General features: G+C 63.2%; 28 protein-coding genes and 2 pseudogenes. 17 read left to right on the forward strand and 13 right to left on the reverse strand.

Annotated elements, in window-relative coordinates:
- Positions 1-153: 153 nt before the first annotated feature.
- Positions 154-783 (reverse strand): peptide deformylase, encoded by a 630-nt coding sequence (locus QMG52_RS19000; RefSeq protein ID WP_283561989.1) that lies wholly within the window; start codon positions 781-783, stop codon positions 154-156.
- A 150-nt stretch (positions 784-933) separates the two neighbouring features.
- Here QMG52_RS19000 and QMG52_RS19005 point away from each other — a divergent pair, with 150 nt between their 5' ends.
- The gene (locus QMG52_RS19005) at positions 934-1329 is read left to right on the forward strand and encodes a hypothetical protein (protein WP_283561990.1); all 396 of its coding nucleotides are present in this window, start codon (positions 934-936) and stop codon (positions 1327-1329) included.
- A 132-nt stretch (positions 1330-1461) separates the two neighbouring features.
- Positions 1462-2016: a type 1 glutamine amidotransferase domain-containing protein gene (locus QMG52_RS19010; RefSeq protein WP_283561991.1), complete on the forward strand. Its 555-nt coding sequence runs from the start codon at positions 1462-1464 to the stop codon at positions 2014-2016.
- A gap of 160 nt (positions 2017-2176) precedes the next feature.
- Here the strand turns inward: QMG52_RS19010 and QMG52_RS19015 are convergent, their stop codons facing one another.
- Positions 2177-2701 carry a GNAT family N-acetyltransferase gene (locus tag QMG52_RS19015; protein ID WP_283561992.1) on the reverse strand — a complete coding sequence of 175 codons (525 nt, stop codon included), beginning with the start codon at positions 2699-2701 and terminating at the stop codon, positions 2177-2179.
- A gap of 751 nt (positions 2702-3452) precedes the next feature.
- Between QMG52_RS19015 and QMG52_RS19020 the strand changes: the two genes are divergently transcribed.
- The 4 genes from QMG52_RS19020 to QMG52_RS19035 all read left to right on the forward strand — a co-directional run bounded on the left by QMG52_RS19020 (position 3453) and on the right by QMG52_RS19035 (position 7221).
- On the forward strand, positions 3453-3578 hold the full coding sequence (locus QMG52_RS19020) for a hypothetical protein (protein ID WP_283561993.1): 126 nt from the start codon (positions 3453-3455) through the stop codon (positions 3576-3578).
- A 109-nt stretch (positions 3579-3687) separates the two neighbouring features.
- Positions 3688-3855: a VOC family protein gene (locus tag QMG52_RS19025; RefSeq protein WP_283561994.1), complete on the forward strand. Its 168-nt coding sequence runs from the start codon at positions 3688-3690 to the stop codon at positions 3853-3855.
- A gap of 257 nt (positions 3856-4112) precedes the next feature.
- A complete protein-coding gene (locus QMG52_RS19030) occupies positions 4113-6503 on the forward strand; it encodes an ATP-binding cassette domain-containing protein (RefSeq protein ID WP_283561995.1) in 2391 nt (796 codons plus the stop codon).
- Between the two features lie 202 nt (positions 6504-6705).
- On the forward strand, positions 6706-7221 hold the full coding sequence (locus QMG52_RS19035; protein ID WP_283561996.1) for a putative immunity protein: 516 nt from the start codon (positions 6706-6708) through the stop codon (positions 7219-7221).
- A 147-nt stretch (positions 7222-7368) separates the two neighbouring features.
- Here QMG52_RS19035 and QMG52_RS19040 read toward each other — a convergent pair whose 3' ends face one another.
- The 5 genes from QMG52_RS19040 to QMG52_RS19060 form a co-directional block, all read right to left on the reverse strand.
- Entirely contained in the window at positions 7369-7728 is a 360-nt protein-coding gene (locus QMG52_RS19040) for a DUF6596 domain-containing protein (RefSeq protein WP_283561997.1), read from the reverse strand.
- 552 nt (positions 7729-8280) lie between these two features.
- Positions 8281-8679: a hypothetical protein gene (locus tag QMG52_RS19045; protein WP_283561998.1), complete on the reverse strand. Its 399-nt coding sequence runs from the start codon at positions 8677-8679 to the stop codon at positions 8281-8283.
- The gene (locus QMG52_RS19050; protein WP_283561999.1) at positions 8676-9047 is read right to left on the reverse strand and encodes a hypothetical protein; all 372 of its coding nucleotides are present in this window, start codon (positions 9045-9047) and stop codon (positions 8676-8678) included. Before QMG52_RS19050 ends, QMG52_RS19045 begins: the two co-directional genes overlap by 4 nt.
- A gap of 312 nt (positions 9048-9359) precedes the next feature.
- Positions 9360-9524, reverse strand: coding sequence for a hypothetical protein (locus QMG52_RS19055; RefSeq protein WP_283562000.1), 165 nt, complete (start codon positions 9522-9524; stop codon positions 9360-9362).
- 210 nt (positions 9525-9734) lie between these two features.
- Positions 9735-10139: a hypothetical protein gene (locus QMG52_RS19060; protein WP_283562001.1), complete on the reverse strand. Its 405-nt coding sequence runs from the start codon at positions 10137-10139 to the stop codon at positions 9735-9737.
- Between the two features lie 773 nt (positions 10140-10912).
- On the opposite strand from QMG52_RS19060, the gene QMG52_RS19065 reads away from it, so the two are divergent.
- The 7 genes from QMG52_RS19065 (at position 10913) to QMG52_RS19095 (ending at position 14335) form a co-directional block, all read left to right on the forward strand.
- A complete protein-coding gene (locus tag QMG52_RS19065) occupies positions 10913-11716 on the forward strand; it encodes a site-specific integrase (RefSeq protein ID WP_283562002.1) in 804 nt (267 codons plus the stop codon).
- Positions 11650-11871, forward strand: coding sequence for a tyrosine-type recombinase/integrase (locus QMG52_RS19070; RefSeq protein ID WP_283562003.1), 222 nt, complete (start codon positions 11650-11652; stop codon positions 11869-11871). Before QMG52_RS19065 ends, QMG52_RS19070 begins: the two co-directional genes overlap by 67 nt.
- Positions 11868-12173 carry a helix-turn-helix domain-containing protein gene (locus QMG52_RS19075; RefSeq protein ID WP_283562004.1) on the forward strand — a complete coding sequence of 102 codons (306 nt, stop codon included), beginning with the start codon at positions 11868-11870 and terminating at the stop codon, positions 12171-12173. Before QMG52_RS19070 ends, QMG52_RS19075 begins: the two co-directional genes overlap by 4 nt.
- The gene (locus QMG52_RS19080; RefSeq protein ID WP_283562020.1) at positions 12113-12301 is read left to right on the forward strand and encodes a helix-turn-helix domain-containing protein; all 189 of its coding nucleotides are present in this window, start codon (positions 12113-12115) and stop codon (positions 12299-12301) included. The genes QMG52_RS19075 and QMG52_RS19080 overlap by 61 nt, the downstream gene beginning before the upstream one ends.
- A gap of 238 nt (positions 12302-12539) precedes the next feature.
- Positions 12540-12869, forward strand: coding sequence for a hypothetical protein (locus QMG52_RS19085; RefSeq protein ID WP_283562005.1), 330 nt, complete (start codon positions 12540-12542; stop codon positions 12867-12869).
- A 192-nt stretch (positions 12870-13061) separates the two neighbouring features.
- Positions 13062-13667: a DUF1214 domain-containing protein gene (locus QMG52_RS19090; RefSeq protein WP_283562006.1), complete on the forward strand. Its 606-nt coding sequence runs from the start codon at positions 13062-13064 to the stop codon at positions 13665-13667.
- A complete protein-coding gene (locus QMG52_RS19095) occupies positions 13664-14335 on the forward strand; it encodes a DUF1254 domain-containing protein (RefSeq protein WP_283562007.1) in 672 nt (223 codons plus the stop codon). Before QMG52_RS19090 ends, QMG52_RS19095 begins: the two co-directional genes overlap by 4 nt.
- 450 nt (positions 14336-14785) lie before the next feature.
- On the opposite strand, the gene QMG52_RS19100 is transcribed toward QMG52_RS19095, so the two are convergent.
- The 4 genes and pseudogenes from QMG52_RS19100 to QMG52_RS19125 form a co-directional block, all read right to left on the reverse strand.
- Positions 14786-15109 (reverse strand): hypothetical protein, encoded by a 324-nt coding sequence (locus QMG52_RS19100; protein WP_283562008.1) that lies wholly within the window; start codon positions 15107-15109, stop codon positions 14786-14788.
- 298 nt (positions 15110-15407) lie between these two features.
- Positions 15408-16447: pseudogene (locus QMG52_RS22450) on the reverse strand (tyrosine-type recombinase/integrase).
- Entirely contained in the window at positions 16444-17841 is a 1398-nt protein-coding gene (locus tag QMG52_RS19115) for a tyrosine-type recombinase/integrase (protein WP_502920576.1), read from the reverse strand. The pseudogene QMG52_RS22450 and the gene QMG52_RS19115 overlap by 4 nt, the downstream one beginning before the upstream one ends.
- An 87-nt stretch (positions 17842-17928) precedes the next feature.
- Positions 17929-18702 (reverse strand): hypothetical protein, encoded by a 774-nt coding sequence (locus QMG52_RS19125; protein ID WP_283562010.1) that lies wholly within the window; start codon positions 18700-18702, stop codon positions 17929-17931.
- A 133-nt stretch (positions 18703-18835) separates the two neighbouring features.
- Here QMG52_RS19125 and QMG52_RS19130 point away from each other — a divergent pair, with 133 nt between their 5' ends.
- Positions 18836-19477, forward strand: a complete 642-nt coding sequence (locus tag QMG52_RS19130) for a TetR/AcrR family transcriptional regulator (protein ID WP_283562011.1) — start codon at positions 18836-18838, stop codon at positions 19475-19477.
- Positions 19474-19998 (forward strand): annotated as a pseudogene (locus QMG52_RS22010) (ABC transporter ATP-binding protein); the annotation flags it as partial. The gene QMG52_RS19130 and the pseudogene QMG52_RS22010, both read left to right, overlap by 4 nt.
- Here QMG52_RS22010 and QMG52_RS22015 read toward each other — a convergent pair.
- Positions 19957-20316: a hypothetical protein gene (locus tag QMG52_RS22015; RefSeq protein WP_349361764.1), complete on the reverse strand. Its 360-nt coding sequence runs from the start codon at positions 20314-20316 to the stop codon at positions 19957-19959. The pseudogene QMG52_RS22010 and the gene QMG52_RS22015 overlap by 42 nt on opposite strands.
- A 109-nt stretch (positions 20317-20425) precedes the next feature.
- On the opposite strand from QMG52_RS22015, the gene QMG52_RS19140 reads away from it, so the two are divergent.
- A complete protein-coding gene (locus tag QMG52_RS19140; protein WP_283562012.1) occupies positions 20426-22042 on the forward strand; it encodes an ABC transporter permease in 1617 nt (538 codons plus the stop codon).
- 322 nt (positions 22043-22364) lie between these two features.
- Here the strand turns inward: QMG52_RS19140 and QMG52_RS19145 are convergent, their stop codons facing one another.
- Complete coding sequence (locus tag QMG52_RS19145; RefSeq protein ID WP_283562013.1) at positions 22365-22976, reverse strand: recombinase family protein; 612 nt, start codon at positions 22974-22976, stop codon at positions 22365-22367.
- 715 nt (positions 22977-23691) lie between these two features.
- On the opposite strand from QMG52_RS19145, the gene QMG52_RS19150 reads away from it, so the two are divergent.
- Positions 23692-24195, forward strand: a complete 504-nt coding sequence (locus QMG52_RS19150) for a hypothetical protein (RefSeq protein ID WP_283562014.1) — start codon at positions 23692-23694, stop codon at positions 24193-24195.
- The last annotated feature ends 110 nt before the right edge of the window (positions 24196-24305 follow it).

The following is a 24305-nucleotide window of genomic DNA, read 5'->3' on the forward strand; positions in this document are numbered from 1 at the left end:
CATACCATATATCTTACTTTAGGTCATACATATTTCGGTAAAACGCAGGCCCCGACACGCCGCAACTTACACGGTTTTTATTTTGTCGGAGCCTTCAAAAACGAAATAGCCCGGAAACTCCCGCTAGCAGCGGGCCAGTGTCCCGACCGGCATTTAGAACCCGAGGCCCTGCCGGGCGAGAGCGATGCCGGGGCCGGCCCAGCGCCGACCATATTCCACGTCGTCGGACAGCGACCGGGTCAGCGCCTTGTCGATGTACAGCGTCCCGCACAGATGGTCGGTCTCGTGTTGCGCGATGCGTGCCGGCCACCCGCTAAAGTCCTCGCTCTGACGAGCCCCGGTAACGTCGTCGTACTGCAGCCGCACCCGCAGCGGACGTTCGACGACGGCCTGCCAGCCGCGCATGGAGAGGCAGCCTTCAAAAAACGACGCCGATTCCGTACCCAGCGCCTCGTAGCGCGGGTTGATCAGCGCGCGGAATTCCAGTGCCGACCGCTGCCGCTGCGCTGCGACAGCCTCCGGCATCTCATACAGATCCTCCACGACCGCCAGCTGCAGTGGGAGGCCAATCTGCGGGGCGGCCAGGCCGACCCCCGGTGCATCGTACATGGTGCGGCGCATCAGCTCGATCAGCGCCACGAGCTCGGCCGAGCTGAGCTGCCCATCGAAGGGCAGCGCCGGACTCCGAAGCACCGGATGGCCCGCCTGAACGATCGTTGGAAGCTCCCCGGATTCCAAAAATCCTGCCACTAATTCCTGGATTCCGGCGCTGGTGAGGTTCATACGGCAATTCTATGGTGACGTCGCAGAGCCTCCGTGCGCGCCCGGGGAGCAGCGGCAGACCTGGCGGCGCCGGCAGACCAGCTGCCGGAGCCAGCCAGCCAGACGCCACCGGCCCGCGGCGGGGGACCGGCAGGGGAGTAGCATTTGGCCATGACGGCGGCCCGGTTTTACGTGTACTTCGTCCGCGGCGCGGCCAGTCTGGATGATGCCGCCGTCGCCCTGCCGGATCACGACTTGTATGCTGCTCACAAAGATGCCGGTCTGGAGGTAAGAAGCGGAAAGCTGATCTTCACGGTCACGCTCGATGAAACCGATGGCATGGGGACAGCTGCCACCGAGGCTGGCAAAGACGGCGAATTTGAGAATGATATGTCCCTCTGCACCGCCCGTTTCGACGTGGAAATCAACGATCTCGAGACTGCCCTGGACGAGATACACGCGATCACGGAGCTGCAGGCTGCGCTGCAGGACTGCTCCGGCGGTTTCATCTTTCTGCCCTGGAACGACGGAATCATTGAGCCGTGGGTAGCCGACGACGACTTGTAGTCCGTGCGCCCGGACAGCCTTGATCGGGTCCGTGCCCCACGATAGCGTTGGATTCTCGAGCGAACAGCAAGGCGACCTGCGGCACCGGCGGACCGGAACGTGTACCGGAAGCAACGAAAGCGAGGAATACTCATGGGCAACGAACTGGCAGGGAAGAAGATCGCATTTTTGGTGGCGCCCAGCGGGGTGGAGCAGGTCGAGCTCACCCGGCCGTGGCAGGCCGTCCAGGACGCAGGCGGAACCCCGGAGCTGGTCTCGACCGAACCTGGCGAGGCACAGGCCTTCCACCACGATGTTGAACCGGGGGACACGTTTCCTGTGGACAAAGTGGCGGGGGAGGTCTCCTCCGAGGACTATGCCGGGCTGGTCCTCCCGGGCGGCACCACCAATCCCGACAAGCTGCGGACCGTTCCGGAGGCCGTGGACTTCGTCAAGAGCTTCGTGACCGCCCGGAGGCCGATTGCCGCGATCTGTCACGGGCCGTGGTCGTTGGTGGAGGCGGCCGTGTTGCCGGGCAAAACTCTGACCAGCTGGCCAAGCCTGCAGACCGATATCCGCAACGCCGGCGGCACCTGGGTTGACGAGGAGTCCTTCACCTGCACCGAAAAGGGCTGGACCTTGGTCACCAGCCGCAAACCGGATGACCTCGACGCCTTCTCTACCGCCATGGTCAAGGCATTCAGCTGATCCGTCCCCGGATCAGTGATCTGGATCTGTGGGCGCCGATTCCCACAAACCCTGTCCTGCCCGGCACCAGACGAGGCACGGCGCCTTCTCCGCGGAGAGTCTTCACTGTATTTCGCTTTGCATGCCCTCCGGACCGGCGGTTCACTGAACCAGTCTCGTTTCAGACGGGCAATGAATTCACCACCTGGTACATGGCGCAGTCCTGCCATGTACCCGCAATCTTGAGGTATGTCGGGGCCAGGCCGTATAGGGCGAAACCATTGCGTTCCAGCACACGCTGCGACGCGGCATTGTGCAGCAGGGTTTCCGCCTGCACGCGGTGCAGCCGCAGCTCCTCGAAGGCCACCCGCAGGATGGTCCGGACGGCATTTGTGGCATAGCCGCGACCGTTCTCCGCGGCGCTGACCCAGTAGCCCATGCTGCACGACAGAAACGGACCTCGGACAATGCCGTTGAGCGTGATGCGCCCGACCGGGCGGTCGGATTCATCAATGATGACGTGCGGAAGTGCGGAGCCGTTCTCATGTCGCTCCAGCGCGGCGCGGATTTCATCACATTGGCCGTCTACCGTGAAGTAGCTGGCGTCCCGCAGGGGCTCCCACGGAGCAAGGAAGGCTTGATTCAGGCGGAGCAACTCCGCCATCGCCGGAGCGTCGTCGAGGGTTATCAGACGAGTGACATTCACTCGACCATGATTCCATAACAGACCTGCGCAGGAATCCTCGTGGCGCTGGCTTATGGTTGGCTGCATGCAACCACCGGCTGACTAGGATATGTGCTCCCGCGGAATCTGAGTTTGCACAGTTCTTTCGGCTTCGTCCCAGGCCGTCTCAACGGCGCGGACGTCATCCAGTTCCTCGGCCGCCCCGCGGAGGCGCCCAAAATTCGAGAGCATCAACCACCAATTCGAATCCGCGCCTGATCAGGAACGTGGGCCCGCGAACATGATGCGCGTTGTCCACGATGGTCGCCAAGTGCTTTCGTGCCTCATAGATCGGAATGGCGTTCAGGTGTACGAAACTAGACTTTGGAATAAATCGCATGGATCGTACAAGCCATACAAATCCGCTGAGGTGACTTGTTCAATGATGTCGAGTACGCCTGGCTTCCGGCGCAAATATGGCCTCACATGTGACCGGCAGACCCGCCTCGGCGCAGCACCCGCGCGACCTCGCGTGGCTGCGCCGCGTCCCGCGCGATGGCGCTGCTGCGTCTGGCCAACCTCAGCTCACCGAAGTCTGTTTCACGGTCCGGTGCTCGTCGCTGGGCACCTCCAGCAGTCGCTTCACCGAGCTGGTCGGCATGTCGCCCAGCACCTACCGGAGCCACGCGTCGCGCGCGACGGCGTGGACGCCGTCGTGCGCGACGGAACAGGTGACTAAACTGATCGGGAATCGAGAAGCGCGGGCCAACGGGCCGCTGCTAGCATGACCAGCATGGACATCACCACTCACTCGACGTTCATTCCGCAGCACGCCCCGGACGCCTCCCAAGCCTTCTATCCCGACCGCCCGGAGGTGGTCCCGGTGCTCCTCCTTCTCTCGCAGGCTGGGCCGGGTTAGGACGAACGGCCAACGCGAAATCGCCATCCGGGGCGATCGGGCTGTCGATTTCCGGACTTCCCGGTCGCCTATAAGCCAGACAATCCCGACCAGACCCACGACTTCAGGAGTGACCATAACCGACTCATCCACTCAGGGCATCAAGACCGTGCTGCATCCCGTGTCCGACCTGGCAGCTGCCAAGAAGGAGCCCGCACACGACGTCGGTGGCGGCCGCCTGGTGGCCACCGTCACCGACCCCGACGGCAACGTCCTTGGGCTGCTTCAGGATCGGTGAGCACCTCCCCGCTCTTGCGCTCAGCGTCGTCGGCACCGTCCGGCAGGAGGCCGACGGACCGCCTGACCGCGAACCGATGCGCGACGGCCGCTGGTTGGTCTGACGCCTCGGCCGGGCGCGCTGCGTGGCCGGGGCCCAGAGGCTCCACGGGCCGAAGCCAAGGAGAACCAGACGTTCCGCTCGAAGCTGGTTGGATAGAATCAGGCGACGCCGACGGAGACCGCGAAGCCGGCCGCGCCTAACAGAAAAGAGACACGATGAGCATGGCCACGAGGACGGACACGCAGCCGCCTGCGTCGCACGTTGCCGACAACCACGATCTGATCCGGGTGCAGGGCGCACGCGTAAACAACCTCAAGGACATCAGCGTCGAGATCCCGAAGCGCAGGCTGACGGTGTTCACCGGCGTCTCCGGCTCGGGCAAGAGCTCGCTGGTCTTCGGCACGATCGCCGCGGAGTCGCAGCGGATGATCAATGAGACCTACAGCGCGTTCGTGCAGGGCTTCATGCCGACACTCGCGCGGCCCGAGGTCGACGTACTGGAGGGCCTGACGACGGCTATTCTGGTCGACCAGGAGCGAATGGGTGCCAACCCCCGCTCCACGGTCGGCACCGTCACGGACGCGAACGCCATGCTGCGGATCGTCTTCAGCCGGCTGGCACAGCCGCACATCGGCTCGCCCCAGGCGTACTCCTTCAACGTCCCCTCGGTCAGCGGAGCGGGCGCCGTCTCGTTCCAGCGCGGCGGGAAAACCGTGAAGGAGCGGCGCAGCTTCAACGTCACCGGCGGCATGTGCCCGCGCTGCGAGGGCCGCGGCTCGGTCACCGATTTTATCCTCACGGCGCTATACGACGACAGCAAGTCGCTGGCCGAGGGTGCGCTCATGATCCCCGGCTACAGCATGGACGGCTGGTACGGCCGCATCTTCAGCGGCTCCGGCTACTTTGACATGGACAAAAAGATCGGCAAGTTCACGAAGAAAGAGCTGAACGACCTGCTCTACCGCGAGCCCACCAAGATCAAGGTCGAGGGCATCAACCTGACGTACGAGGGGCTGCTCCCGAAAATGCAGAAGTCGTTCCTGGCCAAGGACGTCGACGCGATGCAGCCGCACATCCGCGCCTTCGTGGACCGGGCCGTCACGTTCACCTCCTGTCCCGAGTGCGGCGGGACGAGGCTGGCCGAGCCCGCCCGAAACTCGAAGATCAACGGGCTCAACATCGCAGACGCCTGCGCTATGCAGATCAGCGACCTCGCCGGCTGGGTGCGCCAATTGGATGAACCCTCGGTTGCACCGTTGCTTTCGGCGTTAGGGGACTCCCTCGACTCGTTCGTGGAGATCGGCCTCGGTTACCTTAGCCTCGACCGCCCGTCGGGCACGCTCTCCGGCGGCGAATCGCAGCGGACCAAGATGATCCGCCACCTCGGCTCTTCACTCACCGACGTCACATACGTTTTTGACGAGCCGACCATCGGGCTCCACCCGCACGACATTGCACGGATGAACGACCTGCTGCTGCAATTGCGCGACAAGGGCAACACGGTGCTTGTCGTGGAGCACAAACCGGAGATGATCGCGATTGCCGATCACGTCGTCGACCTCGGCCCGAAAGCAGGGACCGACGGCGGCGAGGTGATGTTCGAGGGGACCGTCGAAGGGTTGCGGACTTCCGACACGATCACCGGCCGGCACCTCGACGACCGGGCTGCCGTCAAGGACGACGTCAGGGCCTCGTCGGAGTCCCTGGAGGTCCGCGGGGCCGACATGCACAACCTGCGGGACGTCGACGTCGACATTCCGCTCGGGGTCCTTACCGTCATCACCGGGGTGGCGGGCTCGGGCAAGAGCTCGCTGATCCGCGGCTCGGTCTCCGGACGGGACGGCGTGGTAACGGTCGATCAGGGTGCGATCCGCGGTTCGCGGCGGAGCAACCCGGCGACGTATACCGGGCTCCTGGACCCGATCCGTAAGGCGTTCGCGAAGGAGAACGGCGTGAAGCCGGCGCTGTTCAGCGCCAACTCCGAGGGCGCCTGTCCGAACTGCAACGGTGCCGGTGTCATCTACACGGACCTGGCAATGATGGCCGGCGTCGCCGCCACCTGCGAGGTCTGCGACGGGAAGCGGTTTCAGGCGTCGGTGCTGGAGTACCGGCTCGGCGGCAAGGACATCAGTGAGGTGCTCGCGATGCCGGTGGCCGAGGCCGAGGAGTTCTTCCGCGATGGCGGGGCGTTGCTTCCGGCCGCCCACAAGATCCTCCAACGGCTCGCCGACGTAGGGCTCGGCTACCTGACCCTCGGCCAGCCGCTCACCACGCTGTCCGGCGGCGAGCGGCAGCGGATCAAGCTGGCCACGCACCTGGGGGAGAAGGGTGGGGTCTACGTGCTTGACGAGCCGACCGCCGGCCTCCACCTTGCCGACGTTGAGAACCTTCTCGGCCTGATCGACCGGCTCGTTGACTCCGGCAAGTCGGTCATCGTCGTCGAGCACCACCAGGCGGTCATGGCGCATGCAGACTGGATCATTGACATCGGCCCCGGCGCCGGGCACGACGGCGGCCGGATCGTTTTCGAGGGCACCCCGGCCGGGCTTGTGGCAGCCCAGTCAACCCTGACGGGTAAGCATCTGGCGGCCTACGTGGGCAGCTGAAAGTCCCGCGGGACCGGACACGACGGAGTTGCGTGGAGATCCTCACTGAGAGACCGACCCTAAGGCCAGATGAGACTCAACACGGAAAACCCGCAGGAACGGGAGTTCATGAGTCGGGAGTAGATTAGGTAGACCGCTTCGCCCCGGTCGGGCGTGCGCCGCTGTAGGGTGTGTGACGGATGCAGTCAGAAGGAGGCCAACCATGATCCTCCCGAAGGTCCGAGACCCGCGCTTGGTGACGATCCGCCGCGGTGGGACCCTCACCGATTCGGACCACCAGTTCCTCGCTCTTTGGGCGGCCTCGTGCGCGGAGCACGTCCTTCACCTCTTCGAGTCGGCTCGGCCTGAGGATCCGCGACCACGTCAGGCGATCGAGCATGCGCGCGCCTGGGTGCGTGGCGAGGTCAAGATGACCGAGGCTCGCACGGCGGGCGGCCATGCAATGGGCGCGGCCAGAGACCTGCGTGGGGCAGCACGGTATGCCGCGTACGCTGCTGGCCAGGCCGCGGTCGTCGCGCACGTCGCCGCACACGACCTCGGTGCGGCTGCCTATGCGATCGAGGCCGCACGTGCTGCCGCGCAGGACGGCGAGGCAGAGTCCGCAGGGCAACTCGAGTGCCGGTGGCAGCGCGACGAGCTCCCGGAGGCGATTCGCGAGCTCGTACTTGACGACCAGCAATTGCGGAACGACATCTGCTGGTCGGTGTTTGACTGCTGAGCGCATCCGATGCAACTCCCGTGGGTTAACGCCGATAGGCACGGAAATCGATGGGGCGGGAGTAGCGATCGCGACCTCCCTCGGCCAGCGCCGGGTCGGCCACGCAGCGACACGACCGACTCACGGTGAGCACCATCGGCGTGCTCTTTACGCGATCCCGGCTGAGTGACCGCGGAGGAATCGGTGCGGCCCGCGGTTCAGCTCGACCGGTGAGCCGGTCAGGTGCGCGAGCTCGCCGTACAGCGCCGCGAGCTGTACCCAGTCGCAGGGCGTTTCTGCATGCAATGAGGCGACGGCGGCCTGTAGCACGTAGGGCCCTTGGCCGCCCAGAGCGAGCGCGCTGTCGAGCTCAGCGCGTCCGGCGGCGATCTGCGCGGTGTTCCATCGGGATCGGTCTTGATCGGCGAGCAACACCAGCTCGCCGCGGCCTTGCGGAGTCTCGCCACGCCGCGCAGGGCTGCTCCCCAAAACGACTTGGCGGAGCGAGATCCCTATGATGGCCCACACCTGCTGCCGACCTGCCCAAGGCGAGATTCTTCCCGACACGGGAGTTCTCGCATCAGACGGAACCCCCGTGGTTTAACTGGCAGAGCGACGTGTTGATGAGCAACGAGTATCGCCTGCCGGCGGTCTTTGAAGCTCAGGAAAACGTGACTTTGGCTGTCCCCGATGTGCCGTCAGTTCGTGTTGCCAAGAAAGTCCAGACTCCGGCACTCGGAACGGTCCATCCAACACCCCATTCGTCTCCAGGTCGCTTCCAGCTACTGCCCGAATGGGCTTCGGGGCCCCAGTCTGGTTGGAGATTTTGGCCCTGAGGGCCTGTCGCTCGAATCGTCAAATCTCCAGATCCCGACATTCGCCACAGTGTCTTCACGCTCTTCCCGACCTTGCGGTGATAGAACAGCGACCACAGGGTCCCGCTGTTTGTTTGCCCACGCACTTCTCGGTTGTGGGCAAAGTTCTCTGACTGTGACGAGGGGGCGGTCTTGGAAGTCCGCGGATTCGTCTGGCCGCGATCAGTTTCAGAGGAACAGCCAACTGCTGCTGACAGCATGGCCACTAAGCAAACGATCCCTCCGACCGTCTTGCCGCGTCGACATTGATTCCCCCGGTTTCCGAGAGAAAGAAACTCTTGCAAGTATGGAGCTGAATACGTCTCAAAGCGATGATCGCGGCCGGCGCGATGCGGGTAAGTTCGTGCAGCGTGCCCATCCTTGCGGCCAGGGTCGAGAACACTGGCTTGAGCCGCTGCCGGAGGTGAGCGGGATCGACGTGCTGCCCGGGCTTCATTCCGCGGAACACCCAGGGCGAGTTCGGATGGGCCGCCGTCTGCGTGTGCAGGGGAGCGACGGCAAGCGCTCTGACAGGCTTGTCGAGTGGAGCTTCCAGATGGTTCGAGAAGCCGGCTAGATCGATCGTGACCTGCTCCTCGGCGACGGTGATCTTCTCCCAGGTCAAGGTAGCGACGGTCTCGATGCTCTGACCGAAACGAGAATGAGGATGGCGGCGAGCCGGTCTCGTGGGCTGAAGTCATCGTGGTGGACAACACGGTCGATCGCCTCACCTTGTTCTGCGGCGGGCAGTCGGGGGCTCGTGCCTCGCCGGTGAGGTTCCGCCGTGATTCCTTCAGTGGTGATTTTGGCTTTGGCGGTCCAGTTGATGAAGCGGCTCACGAACTCGCGGGTAGTCGGCCCTTCAGCCTGCCAGGCATCCATATGCGGCTGATTCAGCTCCGCGAGTGTGGCGCCATGTGTGGTGAGCCAGTTGCAGAAGTCAATTCCGACGGTCACGGTTTGCTTGGACCGCAGGAATGTCCCGTTTGGCACTGACTCCATTATTCGCATCCGGCGCAGCATGCCCCAACCAAAACCGGGCAATAACGTCACGGTACTCGGGAACAACGACTCGAGCTTGCGCTGTGAGCGCCCAACGCTCATATCGGGCCAATCGCTCGTCGCGGCGGGGGAGTGCGCCGTGCTCGACCAGGAGTCCACGCACGAAATCCAAGGTTCTGCTCGGCGGCAGTTCATCGAGGAGGCGATGGGAGATGACTAGCGGTTGGGCGAGGTCGGCGAGGAAGGCGTCCACGTGGGGCTGCCGGATCCATGTCAGGCCACTGTTCGGACGTTTCATTGTCTTCAATGCTCGGCCTCGGCGCCACAACTCTTGCAGTCGACGTTCAGCTTGATGTTCGAGCAGGTCCGACAAGCCGGCCGGTTGTCGATGATGCCCGGCAGGACCCCTTCATGGCCGCAGGCACAGATGCCGGTGATGCGTTTCGCACCCCTGGTACCAATATCCACAGATCCCACGGCTCTGGCGTTGCAAGTTGGCCCGCTCACGCCGCTCAGTAGGCCAGAGAGCATTGGAGCGATCGGCCGTCGCGAACCCGCCCCGACCGTTCGGCGAACACCAGAACTGCAATAGGTCGACGACCCATTCGAACGCCGGACTGGTCAGAACCGTGCGACGTCGCGGACCCGAACCCTTCGTGCCCTTTGCCCACCGCATCGTCACCGCACCAAAGTTGCCGTAAGCCGCACGTGAGGATTGGGGCCGAAGTCGGTCGTATCAAGCACCGTCAATTCGCGCCGGCGCAGCCCATAGGCGTAGCCCACCTTGAAGGCGATTGAGTCGCGAAGAGCAGGAAGCCAACGTTTCGAACAACGACGATGCTGCTCATCGACGAAGTCATCGACCACGTCGAACAAGTGCTGCAACTCGGCCTCGGTGAACGCCCGCCGTGATGGCGAAACCGCGTCATCGGTGGTGTGGCGAGGGGTATTCCACTCAAAGCAAATTTGCGAAGGTACGTCGCCGAAGGTGCGTTCGCAAAACGGCACCCACCCATAACGCGAGTCGCCGATATAGGAACAGAACACCGAGATGGCATTGCTGTAACCGCGCAACGTCGACAAGCTGATCGGCTCTCAAGGCGATCGTCGCCGTCGTCAGCCCACGCGCCAACATTTGCGCACGCCACCACTTAGCATCGCGTCAAACACCTGTTGATCGGCCTTCAGCAACGAAACGTCGCCCACCAGCAAGACCTGAAGAACGAACCCAGGAACACGATCCATGACACCATCCAGCAGAGGAATCAACCATCTAATGAATGAAACGTATGGTGACCAGCGCTAGCCTGGCAATAGTCATGGTGAAGCAAATCGCTAGGCTCCTGCAGATCTCCCTCCTGACCTGCAGTGATGGTCGAATCGGCCTGTGCAACGTGTTCTTGCATCTGTTTCTACTCGTTGGCCTTTAGCGCCGATAATCCATATTATGTCAAGTAGTAATCCAACTATTCGTAGAATATGCGACAGGTTACAAAACGGGTAACGCCCCCGCGGCCGTCAAATTATCCCGCTGACCTGCATTTTCGTGGAATCAGCATTGTTGACAGCGCCAAGTTTCTACACCCGGCAAGCGGCCGCGCGACGTCCTCGGAATCGCTTCTGATCAGGACTTTTCATCCCGGTTGTTGCATGTTTTGCGACAATAGTGCAATTATTGCGACAACGATTCGGGAGGTTGCAGATGGTTGAGAAGACGGGAAATCTCGCCTTCCTTCCGGTCGGTGATGGTGCGGTGGACCCCGATGTGTTCCTCAACGAGGTTCTCAATGGGTGGGCCCGATTGCAGCGGTCCAAACGACTTCGGTGACGGCACAATCCGCTCGAGACGAAGCATCGTGATGAGGCTCGTGGACTTCTCCGGGCACTTCCCATGGCAGTGGACTCTCGGCGATGCCGATGAGTTCTTCGCCCATGCACGCGGGGTCAAGAACCTCTCACACTCCACGGTGCGGACGTACCAGGGCGCGATCAAGCTGTTTTGTGATTTCGCGTGCAACCCGCAGTACGACTGGAATGAGAACTGCGCCCGCCTGTTCGGGAGCGTCTTTGCTCAGGTCATCACCGAGCTCAACAGGATCCCGCACTCGCAGCCGCTCGAGGCGAGAGCCGCGAAGCGTCCGTTCACCCGCCAGGAGCTTCAGCAGCTGTTCGATCTGGCCGACCTCGAAGTCGACCGGGTGCTGAACTCTGGCCGGAAGGGAGCCCTGGCAGCGTTGCGCGATGCGGTGGCCTTCAAGGCGTTCTACAGCTGGGGTCTTCGCGCCAACGAGCTCCGACATCTGCAGGTCGTGGACCTCTCGCGCAACCATCGCGCGCCGTACTTCGGTGACTACGGCATCGTCAGGGTGCGCTGGGGTAAGCCGCACCGCGGCTCGGCAAAGAAGCAACGCTCCGTGCTGACCGTGTGGGATTGGTCGGCCGAGATGATGAAGGACTGGGTTGGCAACGGTCTTGTCCACTACGGGCGGCCGGTCAGCGATGTGTTTCCCACCACGGCAGGATCCCTGGTCACCGAGACGCACCTCCTTCAGCGACTGCATCAGCTTCTGGACGAGCTCGGCTTCCCGCCGGGTTGGACCTGCACTCGTTCCGCCGCTCCTACGCCACCCACCTCATTGAGGCCGAAGGCTACGACGTGACGTTCGTGCAGATGCAACTGGGCCACGAGCACGCCTCGACCACGTCGATCTACACACTCACCTCCCCCGACTATCAGAGTCGTGCCCTCGAGGCCGCGCACAACAGAACCTTGCTTGCCGCTCAAGCACTTCCACGAGAGAAGAAGGCACCATGAAACGCGAAATCACCTACACCTGGAGAGCACGCGAGCTCATGGCTCGAAACGGCATCACCAGCGCCCAGGCTCTTACTGACCTGCTGCTCGAGCGAGGAATCACTCTCTCCCGGTCTCAGGTTTGGCGGCTGGTCGCCCAGGACCCCGAACGGATCTCGTTCGCCGTCCTCGGCGCTCTCTGCGATATCCTCGGGGTCGAGCCCAGCGATTTTGGCGGCTGGTCGCCCAGGACCCCGAACGGATCTCGTTCGCCGTCCTCGGCGCTCTCTGCGATATCCTCGGGGTCGAGCCCAGCGAGCTGATCGTCTTCACAGCTAGCGACGCGCGGACCAATCGCCAGAAGGCAATCGGCAACGCCGCTCCCCTGCCCGACTTGCGCGACTACCGTCCGGTCAGAGCACGGATCATCACGGATGACACCGACCACTAATCCCGGCGGTCGCCCGGCCAGCGACGGCATCGGGGCGTCCCGCTCCCCCACCCTGGAGGCCCTTGTCCCACCACGTCGACGCGGCCGGCCCCGATCCGCGGGTGGGCGACACTGTGATCGATGCGCACAGGACGTCGCGAAGATCAGAGTGCGGTGGCCGGACGGAGCGATCTGCGGGGCGTGCTTCAGTTCCGCCGTGCACGAATATGGCCGATGCACCGGTTGCGGGGACGAACGAATGCTGCCCGGTCGCTCTCCTGACGGGGAACACATCTGCCCCGACTGTGCGGGCATCACCACATTGCTGGTGTGCGACCGTTGCGGTGCGGAGGCCGAACGATTCCGGAACGGGGCGTGCGCCCGCTGCGTCGTCCGTGAAGACCTCGAGTCGATGCTGAAACCAAACGCCCCGCCAGACCTGCGCCTTAAACGGCTGGTCGGGATCCTTGCCGATGCTGGCCGCCCCGAGAGTATCTACACTTGGATGAACAAGACGGCGCCGAAGGAACTCCTCACCCAGATCGGACAGCGCACTGTGCCGCTGACTCACGAGGGCTTCGACAACTAGCACGCATGCCCAAGGATGAGCAAGAACCACCGAACGCCAAGAAGGGCAAACGGTGGTTCCGACCGAACCAGTCCGGCCCGGGCTGGCACCCCAGTTCCTGGCAGGGCTGGCTGATCCTCGCAGTTGTCGTCGGCGCGATCGTTGTCGTTGTCGTGCTATTCAGAACCGGTGTGCTGTGATGCGGGTGGGGTCGTGAGCGGCTTCCTCGCCTGGGTCGCGGGTTCTGGTGTCGTGCAGGGTGTGATCATCGGCCTTACATTCGCGTACCTGACCACGGTCCTGGTCTTGAACGCCGTGGCCAAGGCTGAGACGCAGACCGGCAACGGTTGGAGCGCGGTCCGCAAGGCCGGTCATCCCGGCAGCGGACTCCTGGTGCGTGCCGCATTACAGAAGGCACTGCCGGTCGTCAACGTGTTCGAAGAGGCCGCCTACTGGACAGCGACCAGCGATGGGTCGCGCGCGCGTCTCAATGGTGCGCGTGCCTATCGTCTGCACTTCCCGGAAGGTCAGCTTCCACCGAATGACGCCTTCTGGTCACTCACCGCGACGGACTCCGTCGGCTATATGGTGAGCAGCGCGACGGGCCGGTCGAGCGTGGATAGCCACTCCGGTCTTGTGACGAACGCCGACGGCTCGGTCGACATTCTGCTGCAGCCGAATCAACCATCCGATGCGGCACAGAACTGGCTGGCGACGCCGCCCGGCCGGTTCAAGCTCATGCTCCGCGCCTATCTGCCCGGGCCCGCCGTCGTGGACGGCGAGTATGAGGTCCCGCCCGTCGTCGTTGTGCAGTCATGAACCGCCTGATCCTGAAACACGGCATCCCGGTCACGATCGTCATCCTGGCGATCTTCGCGTGGGTCATCTACTCACGGGTGGCTGGCGGGGGCGTGGACGCGATCATCCTGCTGGCCGGAACGGCGGTGGCCGCGTGGGTGCTCGGAGCCTTCGTCTTCATCTACTTCTGGCCGCGGATCACCGTCGGAGGCTTCCAGCGAATATTTGTGAAACGCGGGTTGGGCGGCGGCCCAATCCCCGTGAACACGCTCTACGCCGTGCCAGAGAGCCCATCCCAATCCGCGGCGACCGGCAGCGTCATCGCGACCGGCACCGATGACCTCCTCTACCTCGGTGGCTGGCTGGACGTGAAAGACGGACCGCGGGTGCTGCACGTGCCCGAGATGGACGGCCGCTACTACAGCCTGCAGTTCACAGACCCGACCAGCGGTGCCAACTTCGCCTACGTCGGCAAACGCACCACCGGCACCGCCGCCGGCACCTTCCTCCTCTGCGAACCCAAATGGGACGGGGATACGCCAGACGGTATGCCCCGGATCGACGTACCGCATCACGCCGCCCTGCTCATCGGCCGGGTGTTCGTCGCCAACGAAGACGATCGTCGCGCGGTATACGCACTGGCGAAGCAGATCCAGCTAACACCACTAAAAGTCGAGCCTGAACATTAGGAGTGGGCCGATCAACGTGACGAGCATCACTGCCCTCTTGAGCGGCTCGGAAACGCGAAGCCATCCGGCCGACCGGCAGGGGGCCAGGACGCGGACGCGAGTGTGCTCCCGCGGCCGGACTTGGATTCGAGGGCCTTTTTAGCTTTCACGGGTACCCGGTAGAGGGACGGCCAGCGGACGACATTTCACCCTGTCTCTCGAGACGGATTTGATGCTGTTTTTCGAGTTCGAGGGTGCCCGCAGGGGAACGATCAGCGGGCCGTATTTCGCCCTGCTCCTAGAAGCGGATTTGAGATCGATTTTTGAATTTGGGGGGCGCCCACAGCGGAGCGAGCGACGGATGCCGCGCGGGTCCCGTCGCAGGCGTCCTCGACGGCACCTCCCTGTTGCCTCATGTCAATACCTCCGGGAAGGTGATTCGTTGCCTCATTTGGAAACCTCCGGGAAGGGTTAGGCGTTCCAGGCCCTGTTCACGGCTGGTTTTACGGGGGCTGGCTTCTTGGCCAGAGAGAGCGTTTCCAGATCTGCGGTGAGGGCGAGGATGTGCCGGGAGAGGGCTCCTGGCTTAATTCGTTTGAAGGCCGCGTTCATCTGGATGATGGGGCGTTTACGCATCTTCAGGTGCCGGATCGCGCGTTGGTGCGGGGTAGCTGGGTGGTCGTGCTGCTTGCTCACTTTAGCTCCGTGGCGCTGTTTGGAGATCAGCTTCTGTTGCGCCAGAAGGTAGTTGGTGAAGACCCGGTCCAGCTCCCAGATCTCATTGAGTTTGGCCAACTCGGCGGGGGTGTCGTACCGGGGGTAGCCGACCAGTTCACGGACCCGGGCCCAGTTCTTCTGTTCGACGTGCGCGCCGTCGTTTTTGTTTCCCGGACGGGAGCGGGTGAACGTGATTTTGTGCTCCGTGCAGTACTTCAGCAGGTGCTCGTTAATGAACTCACTACCGTTGTCCGAACTAAGCCGAGTTCGGCTTAGTTCGGATTATGCCGAGGAAAACGCTAAGCCGAGGGACCGTGCTGTGGGCCACGTTCTGCGGGGAATTGGGATTCTTTCCTCGGCTTAGTGTTTCTGGGGGTTACCGGAGTGTGTAGAGGATTTGAAGTTTCTCTTCGCTGAGCCACTGGATGTCAGTGTGGCTGATTCCGGGGGTTGCGGCGTTCATTGCTTCTTTCATCATCTCCAGGGTGGCGAAGGCGTAGAAGGCCGAGGTGGTGCTCATGCTTTCATGTCCGAGCAGTTGCATGATGATGGGCAGCGGAATCCCTTGTTTGTAGAGGTCCATGGCCTTGGTCTTGCGGATCATGTGGCAGTGCAGCTTGACGGGGATCGAGGGACAGGATTCACGGGCGATCTCCCCGGCTTTCTTGAGGATCGCCGAGATGCTGTCTTCGGAGAGCCTGGTGGGTTCTCCGTAGTGGAGACTGTTGAACAGCGGACGCGTTGTCGGCAGGCCTGCCCGGTGAGGATGGAATTCGTTGAGATAGACCTGCATGTGATCGACGGTTTTGTCCCCCAAGGGACGAGGCGGCTCTTGTTTCCTTTCCCGGTCAACGTCAAGTGCGCCGGCGGTGCCAGCTTGAGGTCGCCCAGGGTCAATCCGGTGAGCTCGCTGATACGTGCCGCGCTCTCGTAGAGGAGTATCAGGAGCATGCGGTTGCGTCGGGACTTCATGCTGGAGCCGTCGAAAGCGGCAAGGATTGCGGTGGTTTCGTTCTGTTCAAGGTATTCGATGGGCTTCTTCGCCAAGGCCGGGGCTTTGAGTGTTTTGGCCGCTTCGTGCAGTGCGACCAGCCGGAGGTCTTCGCGGGATGCGTATTGCAGGAACGCTTTAATCGCGGTCAGGCGCAGGTTCAAGGTTTTGGGCTGATAGTTTTTAGTCACCCGCATCCAGATCAGCCAGTCCTTGAGGAACCTTCGTTCGAAGTGATCGAAGCCGATGTCCTTGTGCGCGATATGCCGCTCGCCAACCAGGTAGTCCACAAAGCTTTCTAAGGAGATCCGGTATGCCTCGATGGTCTTTGGGGACAGGCCCCTGGCTTTGGGCATGTATTCGTGCAGGTAGTTTCGTGCGTATCCCCAGAAGTTCGGGGTGTCGGTCCTGGCGTCTCGTTTCATTCGAATCCCACCTCGGGCAGCATTCCCTGGCCTTCACGGGTCAGTTCAGCGTAGTCATTCATGAAGTCCGGGGATGTATGGATGTAGTAGTAGGTGCTGTCTAAGGAGGCGTGGCCCATATAGCGGGCCAGGTAGGGCACCCTGGCGTTGACGTCGGAGCCTTCGGCCATCCACCGTTCAATCTTGGCGTAGGCAAAATGATGCCGGAAGTCGTAGGGCCTCGGTTGCTTCCCTTCGAGAGGCCGCTGCAACCGGGCCTGGTCCCAGATCCCGTTGAACATGCCTGCAACCATTGATGCCGTCACCGGGTCGCCAGTGGAGGACACGAAGAATGCGCTCCGTTTGCTGCCCAAGGCCCGCTGCAACGCCTGATCGGCCTCGGTCAGGATGCTGACGATCTGATCGGTGATCGGAAGCCGCCGGCTGCGGTTTCCCTTGGACCAGCGCACGTCGATGACGCTTTCCTTGAGGTTCACGTCGTTTATCGCCAGCCGGTGTACCTCGCAGGTACGTAGGCCACAGGAATGCATGAGCGCGAAGAACGCGAGTCCCTGCCATTTCCAGGGCGTGAGCGTTTGCAAGCGTGCTGCGGCAGCGAAAAACCTACTGGCTTCCTCTTGCGTCAGCAGGTACGGCTGCGGGCGGACGAAACGGGCTTTCCATTGATCCGATAGCACGTATGCGTTGTCGTTGCCGTTGATGCGAAGCCATCGGCCGAAATCCCTGATGTATGACATCCACGACCGGCAGGAATTCGGCTGACTTGACTGCTTGATGAGGACCCACCCTTCAACGGTGGACCGGTCAAAATCCTTCATCCCGCGGTCTGTGCAGTAGCGGTCGAAGCTCTTCAGATACCACAGTCGGGAATCGCAATGAAAGCCCATGCTTTCCTTGAACGCGAGGAAACGCTCGAGATCTGGCGCGAACACACTGGTAAGACTATGCACGTTCATCGTCCCGCTCCTGGCAGCGCCGGGAGCCGGAGGACGCATGCGCGCAGGTGCTCGGTGTCCGTGCTCAGATAGACGTTGGTGGAATCCGGGCTCGAATGGCCCAAGACCGCCGATATCGTCGGCAGTGGTGTTCCTGCACGCAGGAGTTGGGACGCAGCATTGTGGCGCAGCAATCTGGTTCCAACCTGCGGGCGATCCACCCCGACCGCCTTGAAGACCCGCCTGGTCCAATCGGCCGTAGTCACGACGACGCTGCATACTGAACTTCCCCGTCCGCGGGCTCGTCGTCAACGCCGCGAACTCAGCACCCAAAACAAGCGTATATACGCCACCTTGCTTCCGGGCGAACAGCTCCAACCACCTAATCCACTTCCGATATTCACCAATCGTCAGCCCCGCATACTCACCCACCTCCAACGCAGCAACAAACCCGCTCACCAATCTCCCTGACCGTCGTTTCCATGGCGTTCCCCTTTCGCTGGGCCTATGGATACGACGAAAGTAACCCCGACGACGGTCCCAACACTAAGCCGAGGAAAGAATCCCAATTCCCCGCAGAACATGGCCCACAGCACGGTCCCTCGGCTTAGCGTTTTCCTCGGCATAATCCGAATCGATGCCAATGATGGGAAACGGGAAGACGGCGCTGACGTGTTCAAGGGCCTTGAAGACCCATTTAGCGGCCTTGTTCTGCACGGACCGGTTTACCGTCCATCCGGTGGAAATGTCAGTAACTGTCAGGGTGAAACAGAACTCTCCGGACGAATTTCCGCCCTCGTGGCCAACCAGATCGATTTCGACGAACCCCGGCACCGCGTCGTCCCATTCAGCCCAGGTGCGGATCGGAATCTGGGACTTCAGCAACGTTCCCGGCTTCGTGTGTGAGCGGCCCCGGGGCAGCAGTTTGGCCCGTTCGCCGCCGAGCTTGCGGTCGATCGTCGCCGCGCTCATCCGTGCCAGCAGAACGGCCTGCCCGTCGGTGAGGTCGAGCTCCCCGTCCCGGCGCAGCAACGGCACCAGAACCGGGAGCATGGGGGCCAGCAACTTGCCCGCAGGGGCGCGCAGCGCCGCCCAGCATTTCACCAACGGGGGCAGCAGATCCGGGCCATAGGTCGGAGCCCTTCCCGCACGGGACTTGACGACTTTCAGCGTCAGTGCCCCTCGCAAAGCCGCGCGGGCGTAGTCGCGGTGCCACCCGGTCAGTTCGACCAGCTCATCGAGAATCCGGGACTTACCGGTCCGATCAGCCTTCTGGTAAGCCAATGCCTTCTTCTGCGTCACAGCCTGCCGCTGCGTCATGGTCAGCTCCATAGGAAACGGCGTAGCCCGAACCGGTCGCCAGGACTGAAACGCCACGCCGTCAGGCGGAGACTTTCAAATGAGGCAACGCGACCTCTTGCCACTGATGAAACAAGCGTTTAGTATACTGAACATGAGTTCAGCCTCCGATGAGCGGGATCTAACCGCCCGCTCGAACATCCGCAACGCCGCGCTGCGGATGTTCGCAGAACGCGGGCACGACGCGGTGACGGTGCGTGAGATCGCTACCGCCGCTGGCGTATCGCCGGCTCTCGTATTGCACCATTTCGGAAGCAAGGACGGCCTGCAAGCCGCGGTTGACGCGCACGCGGCCGAGTCATTCGACGCGGTCTTTGCCGAGTTCAGCGGTGAGGACCTCGCCCAGATGCTCGCCAGCGGCGACTCCACGACCTCGGTCGCGGAGTCATTTGCCAGAGCCTTCCCCCACGGCTCCCCGCTGCCGGCATACCTGCGCCGCTTGCTGCTGACCAATGACCCGGTGGGGGCAGCGATCTTCGGCCGGTGGTACGCCTTCACCCGGCGGATGTTGGAGGCCATGGTCGAGCTGGGAGCCGTCGCGCCCAGCGGGGACCCAGCCGTCCAGGCTGCGTTCCTGCTGGTCAACGACCTCGCCGTGATCCTGCTGCGCAACCAGATCGCCTCCGCGATCGGCGATGACCCGCTGACGCCCGCCGGCCTCGACCGTTGGACCAGAACCGCCACCGCCGTCTACACCAGGGGGTTGTTCGCTGCCCCTCCGAAGGAGTCACTATGACCGATACCGCCCCTGTCATCCGTACGGAAGCACTCACAAAGGTCTTCGGCAAGGTGCGGGCCCTCGACGGCCTGGACCTCACCGTGCAGCCAGGCGAGGTGCACGGCTTCCTCGGGCCTAACGGCGCCGGCAAGAGCACCACGATCCGGGTCCTGCTCGGACTCATGAAGGCCACCTCGGGCCGGGCCGAGTTGTTCGGCATTGACCCGTGGCATGACGCGCCGCGGTTGCATCGCCGGCTCGCCTACGTCGCCGGTGACGTCGCTCTCTGGCCGGGGCTGACCGGGGGCCAGTGCCTCGACATCCTGGGCTCCACCCATGGATCCGTCGACGACCGGCGTCGTGCCGACCTCATCCAGCAGTTCCAGCTCGACCCCACCAAGCGGGTCCGGGACTACTCGAAGGGCAACCGCCAGAAGGTGGCCCTCATCGCAGCCCTGGCCGCCGACGCCGAACTGTTGGTACTCGACGAACCGACCTCAGGTCTCGACCCGCTCATGGAGCAGGCATTCCAGCAGTGCATTCGCGACCGGCGTGAGCACGGCGTCACCGTACTGCTGTCCAGCCACATCATGGGCGAGGTCGAGGCCCTGGCCGACCGGGTGAGCATCATCCGGCGCGGCCGAACCGTCACCAGCGGCACCCTGGCGGACCTGCGCCGGCACACCCGAACAACCGTCCACGCCGTCACAACTTCCGACCCTGGAACACTGACCGAGATCGAAGGGCTCGCTGACCTTCAGTGCGAGCGGCTCGGCAAGCTCACGGACTCCCGGTTCACCATCGATCCCGACCACCTCGACGCGGCAATCGGGCGGCTCCACAAGGCGGGCATCCACACCCTCACGGTCACGCCCCCAGTCTCGACGCCCTGTTCCTTCAGAACTATGGCGAGACCCTGGACCCCGACGAGAACGCCAGCGAAGAGAGCCTCGTGGAGGCATCGTGATGAGAGCCGATCAACCAGCCGACGACGGTCGCTCGCGCGGCCTCGGAACAATGCTGCGCATCGTCGCCCGCATCCAGCGGTGCAGCGCCCTGATCTGGGCGCTAGCGCTGGGCGCGAGCATGCTCGGCACCGCAGCCAGCGTCGCCTCCCTCTACGACACCCCGGCCAAGATCCACACCTACGCTGCGGCCGTCACCACGGGCAATGCCCTAGCCGCAATCAACGGCAAGGTGGAAGGCATCGACTCCCTCGGTGGCGTGATCCAGGACGAATTCGGCTTCCTGATCGCCTTCCTGATGCCGCTGCTCGCCATCAGCCTGGTAGCAAGAGCGACGCGCGGCGAGGAGGAGTCCGGCCGGCTCGAGCTGCTGCTCGGTGGCCGCATCGCCCGCCAGCAACCCACGGTCGCAGCGCTCCTGGTGGCCAACGCCGCGATCCTCAGCACGGCAGCGCTATTTGCCGTCGGGCTGGCGGTCTTCGGCGTCCCGCTACTGGGCGCCGTTCTGTACGCCCTGTCGCTGGCCGCTCTGGGCTTCGTCTTCACCGGTCTCGCGGCCCTGCTGGCCCAGCTCACACCGCACCCCCGGGGGGTCTACACCTGGAGTCTGATCATCCTCGCGGGGTCGTTCGCCCTCCGCGGCATCGGTGACGTGACCAACACCTGGGTGACCGGGCTGTCCCCTCTCGGCTGGGCGGAAAAGGCAGCACCGTTCGGTGACCAACGGTGGTGGGCCTTAATTATCCCTCTCGCCGTCGGCCTCATCCTGTGCGCGGCGGCGGCACTGCTGGCCAGCCGCCGCGACCTGGGCAGCGCCCTGGTCCGGCGCGGTGCCGGCCCCCAACGGGCCACCGCGCGGCTGCGCAACCCGATCGGGTTCGCGCTCTGGATTCACCGGCCCGCCATCCTCGGCTGGCTGGCCGGCGGCGTGCTGCTCGCCGGGCTGATGGGAGCCCTGTCCCACCAGTTCCTCGACGCGATGGCGGGCAACCCCGCTGTCGCCAAGGCCATCGGCATCGGCATCGGCGGAGGCCGGCCCGTGGACGGCCTCATCGCTGCCACCCAGCTGTACCTGGCCGTCATCGCCGCCGGCTATTTCGTCCAAGCGATTAGCACGCTGCGAACCGAGGAGAGCAACGGCCGACTGGAAACCCGGCTCTCCGGGACACTTTCTCGCCCCCGCTGGCTGGCTGCACACTGCGTGGTGCTGCTGGGGGGACTCATGACGATAGTGCTCGGCTCCTCGCTCGTACTCGGTTTGTCGACCGCGCTGTCGGCAGGCAACACCGCCGAATTCGGCCCAACCCTGACATCGGGACTGGCCTACCTGCCAGCCGAGCTGGTGCTCGGCGGGATAGCCCTGCTGGTCTACGGAATGCGTCCTCGGCTGTTCGCGATCACTTGGGCGGGCTATGCCGCAATGACGTTCATCGCGTTCCTCGGTCCTGGCCTGAAATTCAGCCAGTGGGTGCTCGATCTCTCGCCAACCACCCACGTGGGCAACCCGCCGATGGGCGCGGTCCATGCAGGAGCCCTCATCGTGATGTCCGCGGCCGCCGCGGTCCTCATCGCGGCCGGGTTCGTGGCCTTCCGACGGCGAGGCGTGCCCCAAAGCTGACGACTCCAGCACCCGGCGTCCCGGCGATCACTAGGCGGAATTTCAGGTTCTCGCGAAAACGAGTTTGAGGCTGGATTTCGAGCTTGATCAAGTGCCCGTAAGCCGGATGGCTTGCGGACACTCCCCCTCCGTCACTGGCCTTTGTCAGTTTCAGAAGTCGTCCGCAATGGATCCCGCGGAACTACGGGGCTTGTGCAGACCACTCCTGACACGGAAGCGATCGAAGTCGTCTGCACAAACCGTCGTATTGTTCGAAGTCGCGTGCACCAACCGTCATTCTGTCTGAAGTCGCGTGCACTAAACGCCACCGATGCCGGAACTCCTAGGCGTTCTGGCGGTTCTCGGCGGTCAGCGTTTCCGGTGGTCGGGGCGGCAGGTAACGGTAGAGGCTGGAGCGAGTGATACCGGTGGCTTTGACGATCTCGGAGATGGACTGGTCCTCCTGGTCACGAAGGTGTGCGGCGTAGGCGAGTTTCGCTGGATCGACGACGCTGGGCCGGCCGATCCTTTTGCCCTTAGCAGCAGCGACGGCACGCGCGTGGGCCGCGCGTTCGATCGCGTAGGTTCGTTCCATTTGGCCGAAGAGCGCAAGCATCACCACTGCCAGCTGCGACATTGGATCCTCCGGATTGGCGGAATCAACCCGGATCGGGTCGGCCAGGTTCCGGACTCCGACGCCGCGGCCTGCCAGGTCATGGATGAGGTTCAGGGTGTCCCGAACGGTGCGGCCCAACCGGTCCAGTGTGTGCACCACGATCACGTCGCCCTCGCGGGCTTGGTCGAGGGCTTCGTGCAGTCCGGGCCGGTTTGTTGTGGATCCGGATTTCTTGTCCACGTAGATGTGCCGGGCGGGGATGCCCTCGCCGCGCAGTGCTTCGATCTGCCGGTCGGTGTCCTGTTTCGCGGTCGAGACGCGGGCATACCCAATTTCCATGGAGCCACTGTACCGATATTTATCCTGCACGCTCCGCACGGGACGTCCAAAAGAAGATAGTTGTGGAACGAATTTTCGTGGCGTGTCGCAAATTTTTGAATGACCTCCCCAGGGCGTTCCACTTCCTAGGAACTGGGACACTGCCTCGGGAACTATTCACCGCGGCAGATTAGAGCTCGAGTAAGTTGTGCAGACGACTTCGGACATTCTGTGCAATCGACTCCTGAAAACGACAGCCTTGAAACCGAGCCGGGCCGGTAAATGCCCGTTTAGGTGTTTCGACATTAAGACCGGTGAGCGGGCGTCAAACGCACGAGGTGAACGTCTCGGTCAAGAGCACCGACCAGATCCAGCCGTCACCCCGGGCCACCTTGGCCGTGGCCAGCCTTAGTGCGAAATCGGATAACGGTCTTCACCAGTACTCTGCGTTTGCATTGGATGAATCATCGGTGATGGTCGGCGTTGCTCCCCTGTGGCGCTACCGAAAGGGTCCTTGACCTGCACGAATACCCCTGCAGGTTCAGGCTTCGGGACTTGGTCCTGAGCTCGCCAAAGCCTCAAGGACAGCGAAAGGCTGGGGCGCGACACGCCGCTGACCTGTATAGACGATCGCGAGGATTCATCAGATGCATCAGTGAATCACTGGATGAAGCACGATTTGCGGAGGTTTCGATGCAGCTGGACGGCTCTGGACGGGTGCACCTGGTGCAATCGTTTGCCTGTCCTTCGCCCCGACGAGCGTGGGCCAGTTCACTCGGCCAAGCAGGAGATCACCGAGACCATCAAGTTCCTCGTATGGCTCCACGAGACCTACCACCGGACTGCGGCCACGTGCACCCAACCCGACATCGACGAGTGGCTCGCCACCGGGCCGACGACCAGAACGGCAATCCGCACCTTCTTCGTCGTCGCCAAAAGGACCCTGCTCAACACCAGCGTGGCCGTGCAGCACAGAGCAGCGCGCACGAGCCCGTCGCTGACGCAGGACCAGCGGATGGCGTGGACCCGAGAGCTACTCAACGGCGGAAGTGAATCACTCCCCTACCGCGTTGCCGGCATCCTTCTACTGCTCTACGCCCAACCGCTCGTCAAAGCCGTCACCCTCGAGATGAGCTTCGTCGACGGCAAACCCGCCGGCATGAGGATCACACTCGGCCAACGGCCGACCAGGTCGATGAGAAGGACCGTGTACTCAGACTTGGGAAGCACCTTTTCGTAGACCCGTAAGACCTCATCGTCGATGCCCGCCAAACCAGAGTCGAGTCGCTGGTTCGCCAGTCCAAGGTCGGCGGTCTCGGCTCCGCGATTGCGAGACGTGGGGGGGGGGGG

Source organism: Paenarthrobacter sp. PH39-S1 (assembly GCF_030063245.1).
Lineage (GTDB): Bacteria > Actinomycetota > Actinomycetes > Actinomycetales > Micrococcaceae > Arthrobacter_M.

Bases quoted from the DNA above. Each gene is read 5' to 3' on its own strand.
- QMG52_RS19000 (WP_283561989.1), bottom strand. From the start codon at position 783: ATGAACCTCACCAGCGCCGGAATCCAGGAATTAGTGGCAGGATTTTTG.
- QMG52_RS19005 (WP_283561990.1), top strand. From the start codon at position 934: ATGACGGCGGCCCGGTTTTACGTGTACTTCGTCCGCGGCGCGGCCAGT.
- QMG52_RS19010 (WP_283561991.1), top strand. From the start codon at position 1,462: ATGGGCAACGAACTGGCAGGGAAGAAGATCGCATTTTTGGTGGCGCCC.
- QMG52_RS19020 (WP_283561993.1), top strand. From the start codon at position 3,453: ATGGACATCACCACTCACTCGACGTTCATTCCGCAGCACGCCCCGGAC.
- QMG52_RS19030 (WP_283561995.1), top strand. From the start codon at position 4,113: ATGAGCATGGCCACGAGGACGGACACGCAGCCGCCTGCGTCGCACGTT.
- QMG52_RS19035 (WP_283561996.1), top strand. From the start codon at position 6,706: ATGATCCTCCCGAAGGTCCGAGACCCGCGCTTGGTGACGATCCGCCGC.
- QMG52_RS19075 (WP_283562004.1), top strand. From the start codon at position 11,868: ATGAAACGCGAAATCACCTACACCTGGAGAGCACGCGAGCTCATGGCT.
- QMG52_RS19085 (WP_283562005.1), top strand. From the start codon at position 12,540: ATGCTGCCCGGTCGCTCTCCTGACGGGGAACACATCTGCCCCGACTGT.
- QMG52_RS19095 (WP_283562007.1), top strand. From the start codon at position 13,664: ATGAACCGCCTGATCCTGAAACACGGCATCCCGGTCACGATCGTCATC.
- QMG52_RS19125 (WP_283562010.1), bottom strand. From the start codon at position 18,702: ATGACGCAGCGGCAGGCTGTGACGCAGAAGAAGGCATTGGCTTACCAG.
- QMG52_RS19130 (WP_283562011.1), top strand. From the start codon at position 18,836: ATGAGTTCAGCCTCCGATGAGCGGGATCTAACCGCCCGCTCGAACATC.
- QMG52_RS19140 (WP_283562012.1), top strand. From the start codon at position 20,426: ATGAGAGCCGATCAACCAGCCGACGACGGTCGCTCGCGCGGCCTCGGA.
- QMG52_RS19145 (WP_283562013.1), bottom strand. From the start codon at position 22,976: ATGGAAATTGGGTATGCCCGCGTCTCGACCGCGAAACAGGACACCGAC.